Consider the following 16,375-nt stretch of genomic DNA (forward strand, 5'->3'; position numbering starts at 1 on the left):
GGTGTCTCTACAATCTTACCCTATGCGTCCCTTATCCAAAACTGCCCTCTGGGTTTCGCTGCTCGCTGGCGCCTTGCACGCGCTACCGACCCTAGCCCAGGTGCCCACCAATAACCCAAAAGCCGATCGGATTCTGCTGCCTAATGGCTGGTCGCTGAGCCCAGTGGGCACGTCGCTTCAGCTCGGTGACTTACCCTTGAATATCCAGCTCACCAAAAACGGCAAGCTACTGGCCGTCACAAACAACGGCCAAGGCAAGCAGAGCATTCAGCTGATTGACCCCAAGACGGAAAAGCTACTCGATGAGAAGCCGATTGCCAAATCGTGGTACGGGCTGAAGTTCAGCGAGAATGGCAAGAAGCTCTACGCCTCGGGCGGCAACGACAACGTCATTCTGGCTTATAACATCGTTGAGAACAAGCTAAACCTAGCCGACACCCTCCGCCTCGGGCGGCGCTGGCCGAAAGACAAGATCAGCCCGACCGGCATCGAGGTTGACGACGCCCAGAACCGGCTCTACACCGTCACGAAAGAGGACAACTCGCTGTATGTCATTGACCTCAAGACCAAGGCTACCATCAAGAAAGTAGACCTAGGTCATGAAGCGTACAGCTGCCTGCTTTCGCCTGACAAAAAAACGCTCTACATCTCACTTTGGGGCGGTGACAAAGTAGCGCTGTACAACACCCAAACCGGCCAGCTCACGGGGGAAATTGCCACCGAAAGCCACCCCAACGAACTGCTCCAAACCAAGAACGGCCGCTACTTATTCGTGGCCAACGCCAACGACAACTCCGTGTCCATTATCGACACGCGCAGCCGCAAAGTGCTGGAAGTCATTTCCACGGCCTTGTTTCCCACCAAGCTCACCGGCTCCACCACCAACGGCCTAGCCCTTTCGCCCGACGAGAAAACGCTCTACATCGCCAACGCCGACAACAACTGCCTGGCCGTATTCGACGTGACCACGCCGGGCAAAAGCGCGGGTCGCGGCTTCATCCCGACCGGCTGGTACCCGACAAGCGTGAAGACCCTAGGTCAGAAGATCTTGGTAGCCAATGGCAAAGGCTTTTCGTCGCTGGCGAACCCGGCCGGCCCGTCGCCGGTGAAGAAAACCGATAACAGCGGCTCCCACCTAGGCGTCACGAGCCAGCAGGAGGTGCAGTACATCGGCAGCTTGTTCAAGGGCACGCTGTCGTTCATTAAGCAACCTAGCGCCGACCAATTGACCGCCTACTCGAAGCAGGTGTACGCCAATACGCCATTCACGGGCGAGGCGCAGTCGCAGGGCAAGCGCGAGGCCGGCAACCCGGTGCCGAGCAAGGCCGGCGAGAAGTCGCCGATCAAGTACGTGTTCTACGTTATCAAGGAAAATCGCACCTACGACCAAGTGCTGGGCGACATGCCGGAAGGCAACGGCGACTCGACTTTGTGCGTGTTCCCGGAGAAAGTGACGCCGAACCACCACGCGCTAGCGCGCGAGTTTGTACTGCTTGATAACTTCTACGTGAATGCCGAAGTCAGCGCCGACGGCCACAACTGGAGCATGGCCGCCTACGCCACCGACTACACCGAGAAAACGTGGCCGATCAGCTATGGCGGCCGCGGCGGCACCTACGACTACGAAGGCACCCGCAAAATTGCCTACCCTCGCGACGGCTACATCTGGGACTACTGCCAGCGCGCTGGCCTGAGCTACCGTAGCTACGGCGAATTTGCCGACAACGGCAAAGCCAACCTCAATTCCTTGGAAGGCCATATCTGCGTCAAGGCGCCCGGCTTCAACATGGACATCAAGGACGTGGAGCGCGTGCGGGTTTGGAAACAGGATTTCGACTCGTTGCTGGCCCGCAACGCCGTGCCGCAGTTCAGCACCATTCGCCTCAGCAACGACCACACCAGCGGTCAACGCCGCGGCAAGTACACGCCCATCGCCGCCGTGGCTGATAACGACCTAGCTTTGGGCCAACTGGTAGAATACATTTCTAAAAGCGCCATCTGGAAAGAGTCGGCCATTTTCGTGCTGGAAGACGACGCCCAGAACGGTCCTGACCACGTGGATGCGCACCGCTCGCCAGCTTTCGTAATCAGCCCCTACACCCGTAAAGGCGCGGCCAATCACTCGATGTACTCCACCTCGGGTGCCCTACGCACGATGGAGCTGATCCTAGGTTTGCCGCCCATGAGCCAGTACGACGCAGCCGCGCTGCCCCTGTACAACTGCTTTACCACCAGCGCCAACCTAGCTCCTTACCAAGCCCGCGCCGCCCGCGTCAACTTGGAACAGCGCAACGTGGCTTGGAACAAAAGTGCCGAAAAGTCGGAGCGCTTTAACCTAGCTAGTGAAGATGCCATTCCGGATCTGGAGCTAAATGAAGTCATCTGGAAATTTGTAAAAGGCGAAAATGCCGTGGCGCCCGCACCCCGGCGCGGCGCGTTCCTGAAGCTAGAGCAGAAGCGCCGCGACGATGATGACGATTGAGTAGCCAGAACAATGTAGCGCGAAGCTCCCGCTCCGCGTGTCGTTAAACGAAACCGGTGCTACAACCTAGGTACCAGTCGTTCAACGATGCGCGAAGCGGGAGCTTCGCGCTACATGGGCTAATCCTTCCTACTTTTGGGTTTAGCTCACGCCTATGCATTTGTTTCGAATGCCTGCGCCAGTGCGGCGTCTCTTCCCCGATTGTCTGTGGACGATGCCCGCCACCAGCCAGACCCTGTATCTGACGTTCGACGATGGGCCTATCCCCGAAGAAACGCCTTTTGTACTCGAAACCTTAGCCCGCTACCAGGCTCGCGCTACATTCTTTTGCGTGGGCGACAATGTGGTGCGCCACGAAGCGGTGGCCCGTCAGGTGCTGGCCGCGGGTCACCGCTTGGCCAATCATACGTTCCATCACGTCAGCGGCTGGTCGCGCAGCCGGGCTAGCTACCTCGCGGAAGTAGCTGAGTGCCAACAAGCCTTGGATGCGCTGCGGCCTACACCGGAAGCACGCGCCCTCATGCGGCCACCCTACGGCCGCATCACGCGGCCACTCGTGCGGGCGCTGCATCCTAGCCACCAAGTTGTTATGTGGGACGTGCTGACCTGCGACTACGACCGCAGTTTTGCCGCCGAAGACTGCCTGCGTGCCGCCATTCACCACACCCGGCCAGGCTCCATCGTCGTATTTCATGACAGCCTAAAGGCGAGCCGTAACATGCGCTATGTGTTGCCCCGCTACCTCGCGCATTTTGCCGAGCTAGGATATACGTTTGCCTCGCTCTAGCCTTTATGTTCACGCTGCTGACGGTGTATTTTGCTTTGTGGTTTTTGGTGCTAGGTGCTTGCACCTTGTTGTTTGCCATACAAAGCCGGAAGAGCCAGCCTACCCGAGTACCTAGCCCACTGCCTCGCATCAGCATTCTTATTGCGGCCCGCAACGAGGAAGCCGCCATTGGGCGCTGCCTGTCGAGCATCCGTCAGCTCGACTACCCGCCGGAGCTCATTGAGGTACTGCTGGGTGATGATTCCTCCACCGACGCTACCCGTGCCGTCGCCGAGGCGGCCATGCAGGGCTACGCCGGGCAATTTCGCTGCCTCACCATCACGACCATCCTCGGCACCGCCCACGGTAAGAGCAACGTGCTAGCCCACCTAGCTCACGCAGCCACCACCGACTACTTTTTCATCACCGACGCCGATATTGCCGTGCCCCGCACGTGGCTGCAAGGCTTGCTGGCCCATACCCAGGCGGGCGTCGGCACGGTCACGGGCATTACGTTGGTCCAAGGCCCTAGGCTGTTTCACAAGCTCCAAGGGCTCGATTGGCTGCTGTCGCTCGGCTTGGTGCAGGTGGTATCAGACACGGGTGCGCCCGTCACGGCCATGGGCAACAACATGCTCGTGACGCGCGAAGCGTATGAGGCCACCGGCGGCTACGAACGTCTGCCACCTTCCATTACCGAAGATTACGAGCTGTTTCGCGCCACGCTGCGCCACGGCTTCAGCTTCCGCAACGTGTTCCGCCCCGAGGTGCTGGCCGAGTCACTGCCCATTCCCACCTTCCAACGCCTGCTCCACCAGCGCCGCCGCTGGATGCGCGGTGTCGAGCAGCTGCCGTGGTGGCTGAAAATGGGGCTAGCTTTCTACGGCAGTTTCTACCTAGGTGTAGCGCTGCTGGCCTGGGTAGCTGGCCCAATAGCGGTTGCCGTTGTGCTAGGTATCAAAGTATTACAGCAGGGTGTGCTGGCTACCTTGTGCTTCCGCCGCGTCGGGCGACGGCCACCGTTGGAATTGCTGCCCGTTTTTGAAGTATACACGGTGTTTCTGACCATCAGCCTGACGCTGTTTCGCCTGCTGCCCTTGTCGTTTGAATGGAAAGGCCGGCGCTACTCTTAATATGTTGATTTTTAAGCGTTGACTCAGTGGTATTGGATGCATTCGGTAGTTAAATGTACTTGAAGCGTTGAATGCTTCTTTTTAACCCTTCTCCCCTACTAATTCAACATTCGCCCCCTCAACATTCAACATTTCCCCTACTTTCGCCTACCATGCACCTCACCGATTCTCACGCCCACGTTTACTCCGACCAGTTTAAAGCCGACCGCGACGCCATGCTGGAGCGCGCCCTGGAAGCGGGTGTCAGCACCATTGTGATGCCTAATATCGACCACACCAGCATTGATGTGATGCTCGAAACCGAAGCCAGGCACCCAGAGCAATGCATCGCCATGATGGGTCTGCACCCGTGCTCGGTGGGCAAACATGTAGAACGCGAGTTGTACCTAGTGGAAGACTGGCTCAATAAACGCAAGTTTGCCGCTGTAGGCGAGTGCGGCATCGATCTGTTTTGGGATAAAACCTTCTTTCCGCAGCAGCAGGAAGCCTTGCGCGTACAAATTGACCTAGCTAAAAAGCACAACCTACCCCTCGTGCTGCACACCCGCGAAGCGTTCCAGGAGTCGGCCGACTTGATTGAAGCAGCCCAAGATGGCAGCTTGCGCGGCGTCTTTCACTGCTTTTCGGGCTCTAAAGAAGAAGCCGAGCGCGTCATTAAGCTAGGTTTTTACCTAGGTATTGGCGGCGTGGCGACCTTCAAAAACGGCGGCCTCGACAAAGTATTGCCCGGCCTCGATCTGAAGCACTTGCTGCTCGAAACCGACTGCCCCTACCTAGCTCCCGTACCCTACCGCGGCAAACGCAACGAGCCTGCCTACCTGCCTCTCATCAACCGACGTGTGGCCGAGTTGCTCGGCACCGATGCAGAAGCTGTGGCCGATGCTACTACTCAGAATGCCAAGGCCTTGTTCAACCTCTAGCCTATTTGCCTTTGCCTCGCATCGTTATTATTCAAACGGCTGCTTCCCTCACCGACCAAACAGTTGCTTCTATTCTCGTTATCTACACGGGTGGCACCGTGGGTATGGCCTACAACCACGAGGGGCTTCTGGCGCCCATGCGCTTCAGCGAAGTAACCCGGCTCATGCCCGAGCTGCGCGACGTGCGGATGCGGGTGTCGGTGCTGAGTATGCCTCAACCCATTGATTCTTCCAATGTCTCCCCGGCCGACTGGATAACCCTAGCTAGCCTCATTGGCGAATTCTACAATTATTACGACGGCTTTGTGGTGCTGCACGGCACGGATACCATGGCCTATTCGGCCTCGGCTTTGAGCTACATGCTCGAAAACCTAGCCAAGCCCGTGGTCTTCACGGGAGCCCAGGTCCCCGCTGGCCGAGTGCGCACCGACGCCCGCCGCAACTTCATCACGGCCTTGGAAATCGCCGCTGCCCGCCACCCCGATGGCAACGCCCGCGTGCCAGAAGTGTCATTGTTTTTCAACACCATGCTGATGCGCGGTAACCGCACCAAGAAGGTAGAAAGTCAGCATTTTGGGGCGTTTCGCAGCGACAATATGCCACCCTTGGCCCAGGCGGGCATCCGCCTTACGTATAACGACGTTCTTGTCCGCCCGCTCCCCAAGGCGCCGTTGCATATTCACACCCAGCTCAACGACAACGTTACAATTCTAAAACTATTTCCAGGCATCACCGAACGAGTAGTAAACTGTAGCCTAACAGTAGAAGGCCTGCGCGGCTGCGTCCTCGAAACGTTTGGCTCGGGCAATGCCTCCACGCAGCCGTGGTTTTTGAACGCCCTGAAAGAAGCACACGAACGCGGCGTCCACATCCTCAACGTCAGCCAATGCGACGAAGGCCGGGTAGAACAAGGCCGCTACGAAACGAGCGCCTCTTTGCCAGCCGCTGGCGTGCTCAGCGGCGATGATATTACCACGGAGGCTGCTATCACAAAGCTTATGTTTGTGCTAGGTCTGCAAAAAAGTCACGCCGAAACGACCAAGTTGCTCGTGCAAAACCTACGCGGCGAGATTACGCTTCTATAGCAAAGCTGTTCTGGTTTGCGTTTCCGGAAAAATGGCTGTTACTTTGCCCGCAGATTACCGACCCAGAGAGGTGTCCGAGTGGTCGAAGGAGCACGCCTGGAAAGTGTGTATGGCCCAAAAGGTCATCGTGGGTTCGAATCCCATCCTCTCTGCATAAAACCCTGTTTCTAGGTTAGAAACAGGGTTTTTCCTTGTTTGGGGTACATGCCGGAGCACACACGTTTTGGCGCGAATGTCATACGTTTTCTAGTGGCTAATTGGCCTAACTTTTCACAAACGAGAAACGGCACCTCGCTCCTTACCTATCCGCCTGTGTCACACAGTTTCCAACGAGTTCTTCTCATTATCTAGGTCAATTTTTCTTGAGAACAGGCTCTTTGGCAACGAGCTAAAATTATCTGTAGTTCTTCGTCTGAGTGGCAGCAAGCACGAGTGCACCAAGCTGCTTCTCCTTGCCGCGCTAGTGCCTGCTGCCAATAAGCTACTTCACCGGCGCTACCCCCTTGGTCGTCTGCACGATGGGTTTAATGGTACCGTCGGCGTTGTAGTGCATCTCGTCCACGCAGATGGAGCGGCGGAAATTGCCGCCGTTGGGCAACGAGCCATTGTGGTAGAAGAAGTAGCTCTTGCCCTTGTAATCGACGATGCCGGGGTGCGTGGTGCCACTGTTGGGCACGTTGCCCTGAATGATGCCCTGGTAGGCCCACGGCCCAGTGGCGGTGGGGGCCGTACAGTACTCTATCATTTCGGGCTTGGTACCGGCGCTAGCGTACACCAGGTAGTAGAGCTTTTTGCGCTTGTACACCCATGGCCCTTCGATGTAGTTTTTGGGCTTGAAGACGGTAATGGAGCTAGCCAACTCGGTCATGTTGTCTTTGAGTTTGACCCAGCGGCAGCTGCCATTGCCCCAATAGAGATAAATCTGTTGGTCGTCGTCGATAAACACGGTGGGGTCAATGTCGTCCCAGCCATGTTTCTGGTCCAAGGTCATGTCGTTTGAAATGAGCGGCTTGCCAATGGCATCCTTGAATGGGCCCGTAGGCCGGTCCGACACGGCTACCCCGATGGCTGCGCCGCGGTTACCGACCTTGTTATTGGGGTCGGAGTTGCGTTGAAACGTAGCTACAAACCAGTAAAACTTGCCATTGCGGTACACGCACTGCGCGGCGTAGGCATCGCCGGTAGCCCAGGCGAAGCTGTTGACTGAGAGGCGGGTGCCATAGTCCTTCCAGTGCACCATATCGGTGGTGGAATAGATGCGCCAGTCGGGCATCTTGTAGTTGGTTTCCTGTACCGAAGCCGTGTCGTGGCCGGTGTAGAGAAACAGCGTATCGCGGTACACCAGCGGCGCCGGGTCGGCCGTGAATACGTCGCGAATAATCGGGTTTTGTGCCCGCGAAGGCAGGTAGGCCCCGAGGGCCAGCAGGGCGACGAGCAAGGTGTTTTTCATAGAGCTAGGTTGGAGCTATGGAGGCGGGGTAAGCAAGAGCCGCCGAGCTAGCGGGCTTTCAAGTAATAGGTTTGGCCAGCTTGGGTGGGGAAATCATACACGAACGACGGCGCCAGCGTGGGCTGCTTAGTTGTGGTTTTGTCGGATACCAGCGGCGACTTGACGGGTAGGGTTTGGTAAAATGGGTTGGGATTGTCGCCCTGCGCTTCCCGTAGCTTCAAGCCGCTGGCAGCCGCTACCGCGCTGTGCACCCGCACGCGGCAGTTGCCGCCGAGGCGCGAGGTAATGCGCACGCGGGTAATCTTGCCCTTGTCCCAGGCTAGGTCCACTACGTAGCCGCCGCGGGCCACGAGGCCCGTGACTGCGCCCGTGGGCCAGGCGTCGGGCAGAGCGGGCAGCAGGTCAAGGGTGCCGTCGTAGCTCTGCACGAATAGCTCGGCTAGGCCGGCGGTGCAGCCAAAGTTGCCGTCAATTTGGAACGGGGGGTGCGCGTCGAGCATATTGGGGTAGGTGCCGCCGCCCTCGCTCACGCCGCCGGGCTGGCTGGACCGCAGCCGCAGCTGCTCGGTGAGCAGCTTGTAGGCGTGGTTGCCGTCCTGCATGCGGGCCCAGAAGTTCACCTTCCAGCCCATCGACCAGCCGGTGGACACGTCGCCGCGTTGGGTGAGCGTGACGCGGGCGGCTTCAAACAGCGCGGGCGTGCGGTAGGGCGAAATCTGCCCGCTCGGGTACAGCCCGTAGAGGTGCGAAATGTGGCGGTGCTGGTCCTTGGGGTTGTCCACGTCTTGCAGCCACTCCTGCACCTGCCCGTACTGGCCAATCTGCATGGGAGGCAGCCGCTCGCGCATAGCGCGCAGGCTATCGGCAAATGGTTTATCAAGCTGCAGCAGCTCGGCGGCCCGGATGGTCTTTGAGAACAGGTCGAATACCAGCTGGTTGTCCATGGTGGTGCCGGCCACCAGTGCAATCTGCTTGCCCTGAATCGGATAGGTATTTTCGGGCGACACCGACGGCGCTACTACCAGCCAATGGTGGGTAGGCTCTTCCTGTAAGGCATCGACGAAGTAGGTAGCCGCACCCTTCAGCACGGGGTAGTAGGTTCGCAGAAACTGCTGGTCGCCGGTGAACTGGTAATGGTCCCAAAGATGCTGGCTTAGCCAGGCGCCGCCCATAGGCCAGAGGCCGTACTGCGGCGGGTCGACTTGCCCCGTAATGCGCCAAATATCGGTATTGTGGTGCAGGGCCCAGCCGCGGGCACCGTACATCTGGCGGGCACTCTGCTGGCCGGTCACGCTCAGGTCTTTTATCATGCCGAACAGCGGTTCGTGCAGCTCGGTCAGGTTGGTGACTTCGGCCGGCCAGTAGTTCATTTCGGTGTTGATGTTCACCGTGTACTTGCTGTCCCAGGGGCCTTTGAGCTGGTCGTTCCAGATGCCTTGCAGGTTGGCCGGCTGCCCGCCCGGCTGCGACGAGCTGATGAGCAAATAGCGCCCGTACTGAAAATATAAGGCCGCTAGCGCGGGGTCGTGGCCCTGCGCAAAGCCGGCGATGCGCTCAGGGGTAGGGAGCTGTGCGGCGGGCGTGACACCTAGGTTCAGCGTCACGCGGTTGAAGTAGCGCTGGTAGGCTGCTACGTGGGCGGCTAGGACTTGCTTGTATGGCTTGCGCATGGCGGTGGCGAGGTAGGCCGTGGCCCGCGCGGCTGCATCGCCGCTCACGTCGTGGTAGTTGTTGAAGTTGGTACCGATGGAAATGTAGAGCGTGGTGCTGTTGGCGCCCGCAATGCGGATACCGGCGTCGGTGGTTTGCACGGTGCCGCCTTCGGCCACGGCTTGCACGCGCGTTTGGAAGCGAATTTGACCTTCTTGGCCTTCGTGCTCACTGCCACGGCCATCTAGCACCAGCTGGTCTTTTTCGGCGTGCCGGGTGTACTGCATCAGGCTTTCCTCGCTCAGTTGGCAGCTGATTTGGCCCGGCTTGCTGGCCGTGAGGCGCACGATAATCACCTGGTCGGGCAGGGAGCTGAATACTTCGCGGCGGTACGTCACGCCGCCCACCTCGTAGCTAACCGAGGCTACGGCCCGACTGATGTCTAGGTCGCGTTGATAGTGCGTGGCATTGTCGTGGCCCGGAAAGTCGAGGTACACGTTCGACGCCATTTGGTAGGGCATGCCGCTGTTGCCGGCGGGCTGCATTTTGGCTTGGGCCAGGGCCTGCGCTTCTACCAACTGCCCGGCTAGTAGCTGCTCGCGGAGCTGCCGCACCACGGGCAGCGCGTCGGCCTTCACGTTGTTGTTGGGGCCGCCGGCCCAAATGGTTTCCTCGTTTAGCTGGAGCCGCTCGCGCTGAGGCGCGCCAAACACCATAGCCCCCAAGCGGCCGTTGCCTAGCGGTAAGGCCTCATTCCAGTTGGCGGCTGGCTTATCGTACCACAGCCGCAGGTGGGTAGGCTTCGGCTTAGCCGCCACGGCCCCTAGGGTGGTTGCCCAGCAAAGCAGCAGCAATGAGGCTCTGGCTGACCAGTGAAGTTTACGCATAAGTGGGTGGAATGGGCGCTGACTTCCGAGGTAAGTGAGCGTTAGAATGTATTTGGAGACCTACCAGGCCGTCATGCTGAGCTTGTCGAAGCATCTCTACCGCTTCGTCCTCATAGCAGGAGTTACCATTGCGGTAGAGATGCTTCGACAAGCTCAGCATAACGGCCTTTATTACTTATTAATTAAATAGTAACCTGTAGATAGCTTCTTAAAAAAGCTTCTGCGCGAACAGATACAAATCGTGGCGCCAGACGGGCCAGGTGTGGCCGCCGGGGTACTCGCTGTAGGCGTACTTGATGCCGAGCTCGTCCATCTTGGCCCGCATCACCTTGTTGTTGGCGTAGGCAATGTCTTCGGGCCCGCCCATCGAGAGCCACAGCTGCTTAAGGTTGGTGTTGATGGTGCTGGCGTTGGCTTTCATGAAGGCATACTGCGGGTCGGACAAGGCCGCGTTGTTCGCCAAAAAGCCCGAGCTGAACACCCCTAGGTACTGGAACATATCGGTGTTCTTCATGCCCGCATAGAGTGTTTGCAGGCCCCCAAGCGACAAGCCCGCCAGCGCCCGGTTCTGAGCGCCAGGGGCTACGCGGTAGTTGCTTTCCACCACGGGCATCACGGTTTGCTTTAGCTCGTCCTCGAAACGCTTTAGGGTCGGCTCGCCGAAGCCACCTAGGCCGCCGGGGCCACCCATGTTGCCGTCCATCATCACGATGAGCATGGGCTTGGCCTTTTTGTCGGCAATCAGGTTGTCCAGAATGATGTCGGTTTTGCCTTGCTTGGCCCACCCAGTTTCGTCTTCGCCGCCGCCGTGCAGCAGGTAGAGCACCGGGTACTTGGCAGAGGTGTTGGCGTCGTAGCCGGCCGGGGTGTACACGAAAAACCGGCGCCACGAATTGGTGACTTTGGAGAAGAACTTCCGCTCGCGTATTTCGCCGTGGGGCACGTCGCGCTGGGCGTAGAAGCTGGTGCCACGGCCCGGAATCTCGATGCCGCTGGCCATGCGCCCCATGCCATAGAAGGTATCACTGGCGGGGTCGGCGATGGGGAGGCCGTCGAGCAGCAAGGAGTAGTAGTGCAGGCCGCGGCTCAGGGTATCGGTGGTCACGGTCCAGGTGCCGCTGCTGTCTTTCACCATGTCGTATTTCTTCACCAAATCCAGCTGAGCCTTTTGCACGCCGGGAGCTTTCAGGCGGAATACGGCGCGGTTGTCGGGCAGAATCTGGGGGTACTTGGCATTGCGCACGTTGGTGGTGGCCTGGGCGCCTAGCACGGTGTAGGTGGGTAGGGACGCCACATCGACGGGCTTGAACAAGAACTGCGAGAACATGTACAGCCCGTTTTTCCAGACCTTGAAGTCGTGCCCACCGGCTTCGAGGTAGTACACGTGCGGCACGTTGTGCTCGTAGAGGTAGTCGTGCGTGCGCTGGCTGATGGGCAGCAGGCCGTCGGCGTCACCGCACGAAATCCAGAGCAGCTTCAGCAGCTTTTTGGCTTTGGCGGGGTCGGGCACCAGCTGCTCGGGCATCTTGGTATTCGGGGCCGACGAGAAGCCCCCTACCCAGGCAAATTTATCGAGGTTGCCCAATCCGAAATCCAACGACTGGCCGCCGCCCATCGACAGGCCGGCAATGGCCCGGTTCTCGCGGGTGGTGAGGGCCGGGTAGTGCTTCTCGACGTAGGGAATGAGGTCGGTCAGCAGGTCTTTCTCGAAGTTGGCAAACGCGGCCACCTTATCGGGCCCGTAGATATTGCCGATGGGCCGGTCGTCTTTCATGGCCCGGCCGTTGGGCATCACCACAAGCATGGGCTTGAGCTTGCCGGCCGCGTACAGATTATCCAGAATCACCTGCGGGTGCCCGCCCTTGAGCCATTCCTTTTCGTCGCCGCCGATGCCATGCAGCAAATACAACACCGGGTACTTCTTCTTTTTGGAGTAGCCTGGCGGCGTATACACCAGCGCCTTGCGCACCGTGCCCACGGTTTTGGAGGGGTAGCTGATGCTATCCAGCTTGCCGGTGGCAATGCCCGCCACGGGCTGGTCGAAACCCTTGGGCGCTTCCATGAGGGTTTTTTGGGTAAAAGCACTACCCGCGCTTAGCAGGGCAACGCTCACCAATACAGGAAATAACAATCTCATAGCGTGTAAGAAGTGCGCCGCCCTACGGGCAGCTGGGTGAAGAAAATTGGTAAAGCCTCCTAGGTAATCAGCGGTGCGATGGCGCCTATTATTTTGGGGCGGCCGTGGTGTACACGGCCAGCGCAAAGTCGTAGCCCGGCTTATCGTTTAGGCGCAGCGGCTGCCGGTTGAAGTAGGCGCCGCCGGCCGCGTACGCCTCCTGGCGGCTCGCGCGCCAGAAAAGCGGCGCCGACTTTTCCAGGCCTTGCAGCTCAAAGGCGTAGGAATGGCCGGCCAGCAAGGGCACTTGGTTGGCGCCCGCGAAGTCAAACTGCAACAGCCCCGCGGGCTGCGGCGTGTAAGCAATAGCGAGGCCCTGGCCACCCCCTAGCAGGTTGGTGCCAGGGGCGTAGGCCGGGTTCTCCTGCGTGCCTAAGTCATAGAGCGCCAGGGTGACGGACTGCTTGGTATCGGTGCCTAGCCCATCGCCCCCAAACAGGTCGATGCGCGTGAGCTTGCCGTCGGCCTGCACCCGGAAGGTCTGCCCCAAGTTGGTGCCACCCTTGTCGTGATTGAAGCTAATGTTGTCGAGAGCTGTGTTGGCCGGGTCGGGCATGGTGCTCAGCAGGGGCGCGCCGGGCCACTGCGCGGGGCGCGGCAGCAGGTTTTGAACGACGCTGACGCCGGGGGCCGAAGTGGCCGGGGCGCTGGCGTGCGGCGCGGTGCGGCTGGTGCTAGGTTTAGGCGGTACGCTCACGCTGGCCACCGTTTGGGCGATGGGCTGTATGGTGCCGTCGGGGTTGTAATACAGATATTCTACGCACACGCTGCGGCGGCCTAGGGCACCACTTTCGCCGGTGGGCAGGGTAAGCGTCGCGTTGTGGTAGAAGAAGTACCACTGCTTTTTGAACTCGACAATGCCTGGGTGAATGGTGTAGCTGTTCTTGGCCTGGTCGGTCAGGATGCCCCGGTAAGTCCACGGGCCGGTGACCTTGGGGGCCGTGGCGTAGCACATTTTCTCCGACATGCCTTGGTGCGCAAAGGCGGCGTACGTGAGGTAGTACAGGTTGCCCCGCTTGTGCAGCCACGGGCCTTCGGTGTAGTTGGGTACCTCGATGCGCTGGATGGGCCCATCGAGCTCCGTCATGTTGGGCTTGAGCTTGGCGAGGTAGCAGTTGGGGTTGCCCCAAGCCAGCCAGGCCGTGCCGTCGTCATCCACAAACACGGTGGGGTCGATGTCGTCCCAGCCGTTGGGGCCGGGCGTGGTTTTGTCGGAGACGAGCGCCGAGCCGCGGGCATCCACGAAGGGGCCCGTGGGGCTATCCGACACGGCCACGCCGATGGCTTTGGCGTTGGCCGGGGCGCCCTCCTGCACCGCCGCGTAGAAGTAAAACTTGCCATTGCGGGCCACCACCTGCGAGGCCCAAGCATCTTTCGTCGCCCACTTAAAGTCGCGCACGTTCATCACCGGGCCGTGCGCGGTCCAGTGCTTCATGTCGGTGGTCGAGTAGCAGCGCCAGTCGTTCATGTTGAACATCTGACCTTCCTTGGCCTCATCGTGGCCCACGTACAAGTACACCTTATTCTTGTACACCAGCGGCGCTGGGTCGGCGGTGAATACGTCGCGGATAATCGGATTTTCGCCCGGCTTGGCGGCCGCCTGGCCGTAGCTACACGGGGCGAGAGCGGCTTGCCCTAGCGCAACGAATAGGGCAGCATACAGAAATTGCTTAGGCACAGGCATCAGGTAAGGGGGTAGGGTTACGGCTCGCTCGCCGCTGGGCAACAAGCGGAAGCATTAGGGCCGTGGCTGCGGCCTAGGCCGCACCATATCGTTGGCAATCATGGCGTCCAGGGTGTGCATCGGCGGCTCGACGGTGGCCGGAATGGGCATATGGCTAAACTGCTGGAAGTAGAGCAAGCACGCGTCTTTCCATAGCACGGCGTTGCCGCTTTGGGCGCGTAGGTTGTTTTGCACCGCCGCGAAGCGCTGGGCATCCACGTAGGGCTGGGCTTTGTCCCACACCTGCTGAAACTGGCGCACCTGCTGCACGCCGTGGTCGTAGTGCAGGGCTAGCTCGTCCCAGAGCGTGCGGCCGCTTTTCATCTTGAAATCCCAGGGCAAGTGGTGAAACCAGAGCAGGTACTCGTCGGGGCAGGTGGCGGGGTTGTTGAACTGGGCGGCCAGCGGCTCGTGGTACTGGCTCACGGCGTTGCTACCCCCCGTGGTGCGGTCGAAGCCCACGCCGTTGGCGGCGGCCTGGTGGTAGTAGGGCGGGGTCCAGTCGGCGCGCATTTTGGGTGGGGCCCACCAGGGGCCGGGGCCGTAGTGCTCGTGCGTGGCCGACATGATGTGGTGCAACCCCAGGGGCATGGAGTAGTTCACGGCAGCCTCGCGGCTGGCCAGCATCAACTGCGTGACGGGGGCCAGAAAGTTGGCGTTCCAGTCCGAAGCAGCCGCCGTGGTGGCGCGCTGGTCGGCGGCCCCGGCGAAGGTTTGCTTGAGCCACTCGTCGGCAATCTGCGCGCTGGGCATCTGGTCGTTCCAGGCGAGGCGGCCGAAAGCGTACCAGTTGGCCTGGCCGAAGTCCTGGCCGGTCCAGTTGGTGTCTAGTCCCACGTTGGCGACGCCGGCCATGGCCGTGTGCTTTTGCGGGTACACGCTGCCGTCGGTGCAGCGGGCCACGGTGCTGCCGGGGCCGGCCTGGTAGGTGTCGCTGCGCAGGCATTCCTCCCACATGGTCGAGAGAAATACCAGGTCGATGTTGTGCCCTAGGTATTCCTGCGTAACCTGAAACTCGGGCATCACGGAGGTCTTTTTCAGCGCCCCAAAGAGCGGGCTGAACGGCTCGCGGGGCTGAAAATCAACCGGCCCGTTTTTCACCTGCACGATGACGTTGTCGCGGAATTTGCCATCCAGCGGCACAAACTCGTTGTAGGCTTGTTTGGCGCGGTCTTTATCATTGGGGCTATACACGAAGGCCCGCCACATCACGAGGCCGCCGTAGGGTTTTACCGCGTCGGCCAGCATGTTGGCGCCGTCGGCGTGGGTGCGGCCGTAGTCCTGCGGGCCGGGCTGACCCTCGCTGCTGGCTTTCACCAGAAAGCCGCCAAAATCCGGAATCTGCTGATAAATCTCCTTCGCTTTGGCCTGCCACCACTTCTTGACAGCCGGGTCCAGCGGGTCGGCCGTTTTGAGGCCGCCCAGCAGCACCGGCGACGAGAACTTTACCGCCAAAAAGGTCTTCACGCCATACGGCCGCAGCACGTCGGCAATGGCTTTCGTGCGGCCTAGGTACTCGGCCGAGAGGATGAGCGGCGAGGCATTCACGTTGTTGATAACGGCCCCGTTGAGGCCCACCGACGCGTTGGCGCGGGCGTATTGCTGCCACAGCGCTTTGTCCTTGGCCGTGACCACAAACGAGCTGTCTTTGCGCCAAAAAATGGAGTGCCCGGCGTAGCCGCGCTCCACCGAGCCGTCGGGGTTGTCCCAGTGGTTGAGCAGGCGGTACTCGTAGGAAGGATTGAACACCTTATCGGCCACCGGCTGGCCGGTTTGCTGGCGGCGCAGCAACTCAAAAGCGCCGTAGAGTAGGCCCGCTTCGGTCGTGGCGCGCACGCTGGTCGGGCCCAGGCGAAAGCCGTCGTGCTTGATAGCGTTGTCTTTCTTCAGCGTGAGCGTCACGGTAGCCCCGGCCGTGCCCTGCCAGCCGCGCTCCAGCTCTTGCTTGGCCATGGCGAGCAGGGCCGAGTTTTTGGCCGCCACCACTACCGTGACCGGCGCCGCCTGGTGCGGACGCAGCCACAGTTGGTGGCCGTCTTCGGCGCGCAGCCCTAGGGTAGTGCCTAGTAGCCAAAGACTAAAAAGAAGCTTTTTCATGATACA

At 60.0% G+C, this 16,375-nt stretch carries 10 protein-coding genes and 1 tRNA gene; 6 read left to right on the plus strand and 5 right to left on the minus strand.

The genetic code is table 11. The annotated features are described in order from the left end of the window. Positions 1–22 precede the first annotated feature (22 nt). From SD425_RS17385 to SD425_RS17410, 6 genes are all read left to right on the plus strand, one after another. Positions 23–2,482, plus strand: a complete 2,460-nt coding sequence (locus SD425_RS17385; protein WP_324671213.1) for a bifunctional YncE family protein/alkaline phosphatase family protein — start codon at positions 23–25, stop codon at positions 2,480–2,482. A 154-nt stretch (positions 2,483–2,636) separates the two neighbouring features. Beyond that, the gene (locus SD425_RS17390) at positions 2,637–3,269 is read left to right on the plus strand and encodes a polysaccharide deacetylase family protein (RefSeq protein WP_324671214.1); all 633 of its coding nucleotides are present in this window, start codon (positions 2,637–2,639) and stop codon (positions 3,267–3,269) included. A 5-nt stretch (positions 3,270–3,274) separates the two neighbouring features. Continuing rightward, positions 3,275–4,381: a glycosyltransferase gene (locus SD425_RS17395; protein WP_324671215.1), complete on the plus strand. Its 1,107-nt coding sequence runs from the start codon at positions 3,275–3,277 to the stop codon at positions 4,379–4,381. Between the two features lie 152 nt (positions 4,382–4,533). Then, the gene (locus SD425_RS17400; RefSeq protein ID WP_324671216.1) at positions 4,534–5,301 is read left to right on the plus strand and encodes a TatD family hydrolase; all 768 of its coding nucleotides are present in this window, start codon (positions 4,534–4,536) and stop codon (positions 5,299–5,301) included. A gap of 5 nt (positions 5,302–5,306) precedes the next feature. Then, the gene (locus tag SD425_RS17405; RefSeq protein WP_324671217.1) at positions 5,307–6,386 is read left to right on the plus strand and encodes a type I asparaginase; all 1,080 of its coding nucleotides are present in this window, start codon (positions 5,307–5,309) and stop codon (positions 6,384–6,386) included. Between the two features lie 64 nt (positions 6,387–6,450). Beyond that, positions 6,451–6,538, plus strand: a tRNA-Ser gene (locus tag SD425_RS17410). 329 nt (positions 6,539–6,867) lie between these two features. Here SD425_RS17410 and SD425_RS17415 read toward each other — a convergent pair. The 5 genes from SD425_RS17415 to SD425_RS17435 form a co-directional block, all read right to left on the minus strand. Further along, complete coding sequence (locus tag SD425_RS17415) at positions 6,868–7,836, minus strand: glycoside hydrolase family 43 protein (RefSeq protein WP_324671218.1); 969 nt, start codon at positions 7,834–7,836, stop codon at positions 6,868–6,870. Positions 7,837–7,883: 47 nt separating this feature from the next. Further along, positions 7,884–10,373, minus strand: a complete 2,490-nt coding sequence (locus SD425_RS17420; protein WP_324671219.1) for a glycoside hydrolase family 95 protein — start codon at positions 10,371–10,373, stop codon at positions 7,884–7,886. Positions 10,374–10,581: 208 nt separating this feature from the next. Continuing rightward, positions 10,582–12,510 carry an alpha/beta hydrolase-fold protein gene (locus SD425_RS17425; protein WP_324671220.1) on the minus strand — a complete coding sequence of 643 codons (1,929 nt, stop codon included), beginning with the start codon at positions 12,508–12,510 and terminating at the stop codon, positions 10,582–10,584. Between the two features lie 88 nt (positions 12,511–12,598). Then, on the minus strand, positions 12,599–14,233 hold the full coding sequence (locus SD425_RS17430) for a glycoside hydrolase family 43 protein (RefSeq protein ID WP_324671221.1): 1,635 nt from the start codon (positions 14,231–14,233) through the stop codon (positions 12,599–12,601). Between the two features lie 54 nt (positions 14,234–14,287). Then, on the minus strand, positions 14,288–16,369 hold the full coding sequence (locus tag SD425_RS17435; RefSeq protein ID WP_324671222.1) for an alpha-glucuronidase: 2,082 nt from the start codon (positions 16,367–16,369) through the stop codon (positions 14,288–14,290). Between the last annotated feature and the right edge of the window lie 6 nt (positions 16,370–16,375).

It is taken from the genome of Hymenobacter sp. GOD-10R (genome assembly GCF_035609205.1).
In the GTDB taxonomy this organism is placed as follows: Bacteria; Bacteroidota; Bacteroidia; order Cytophagales; family Hymenobacteraceae; genus Hymenobacter.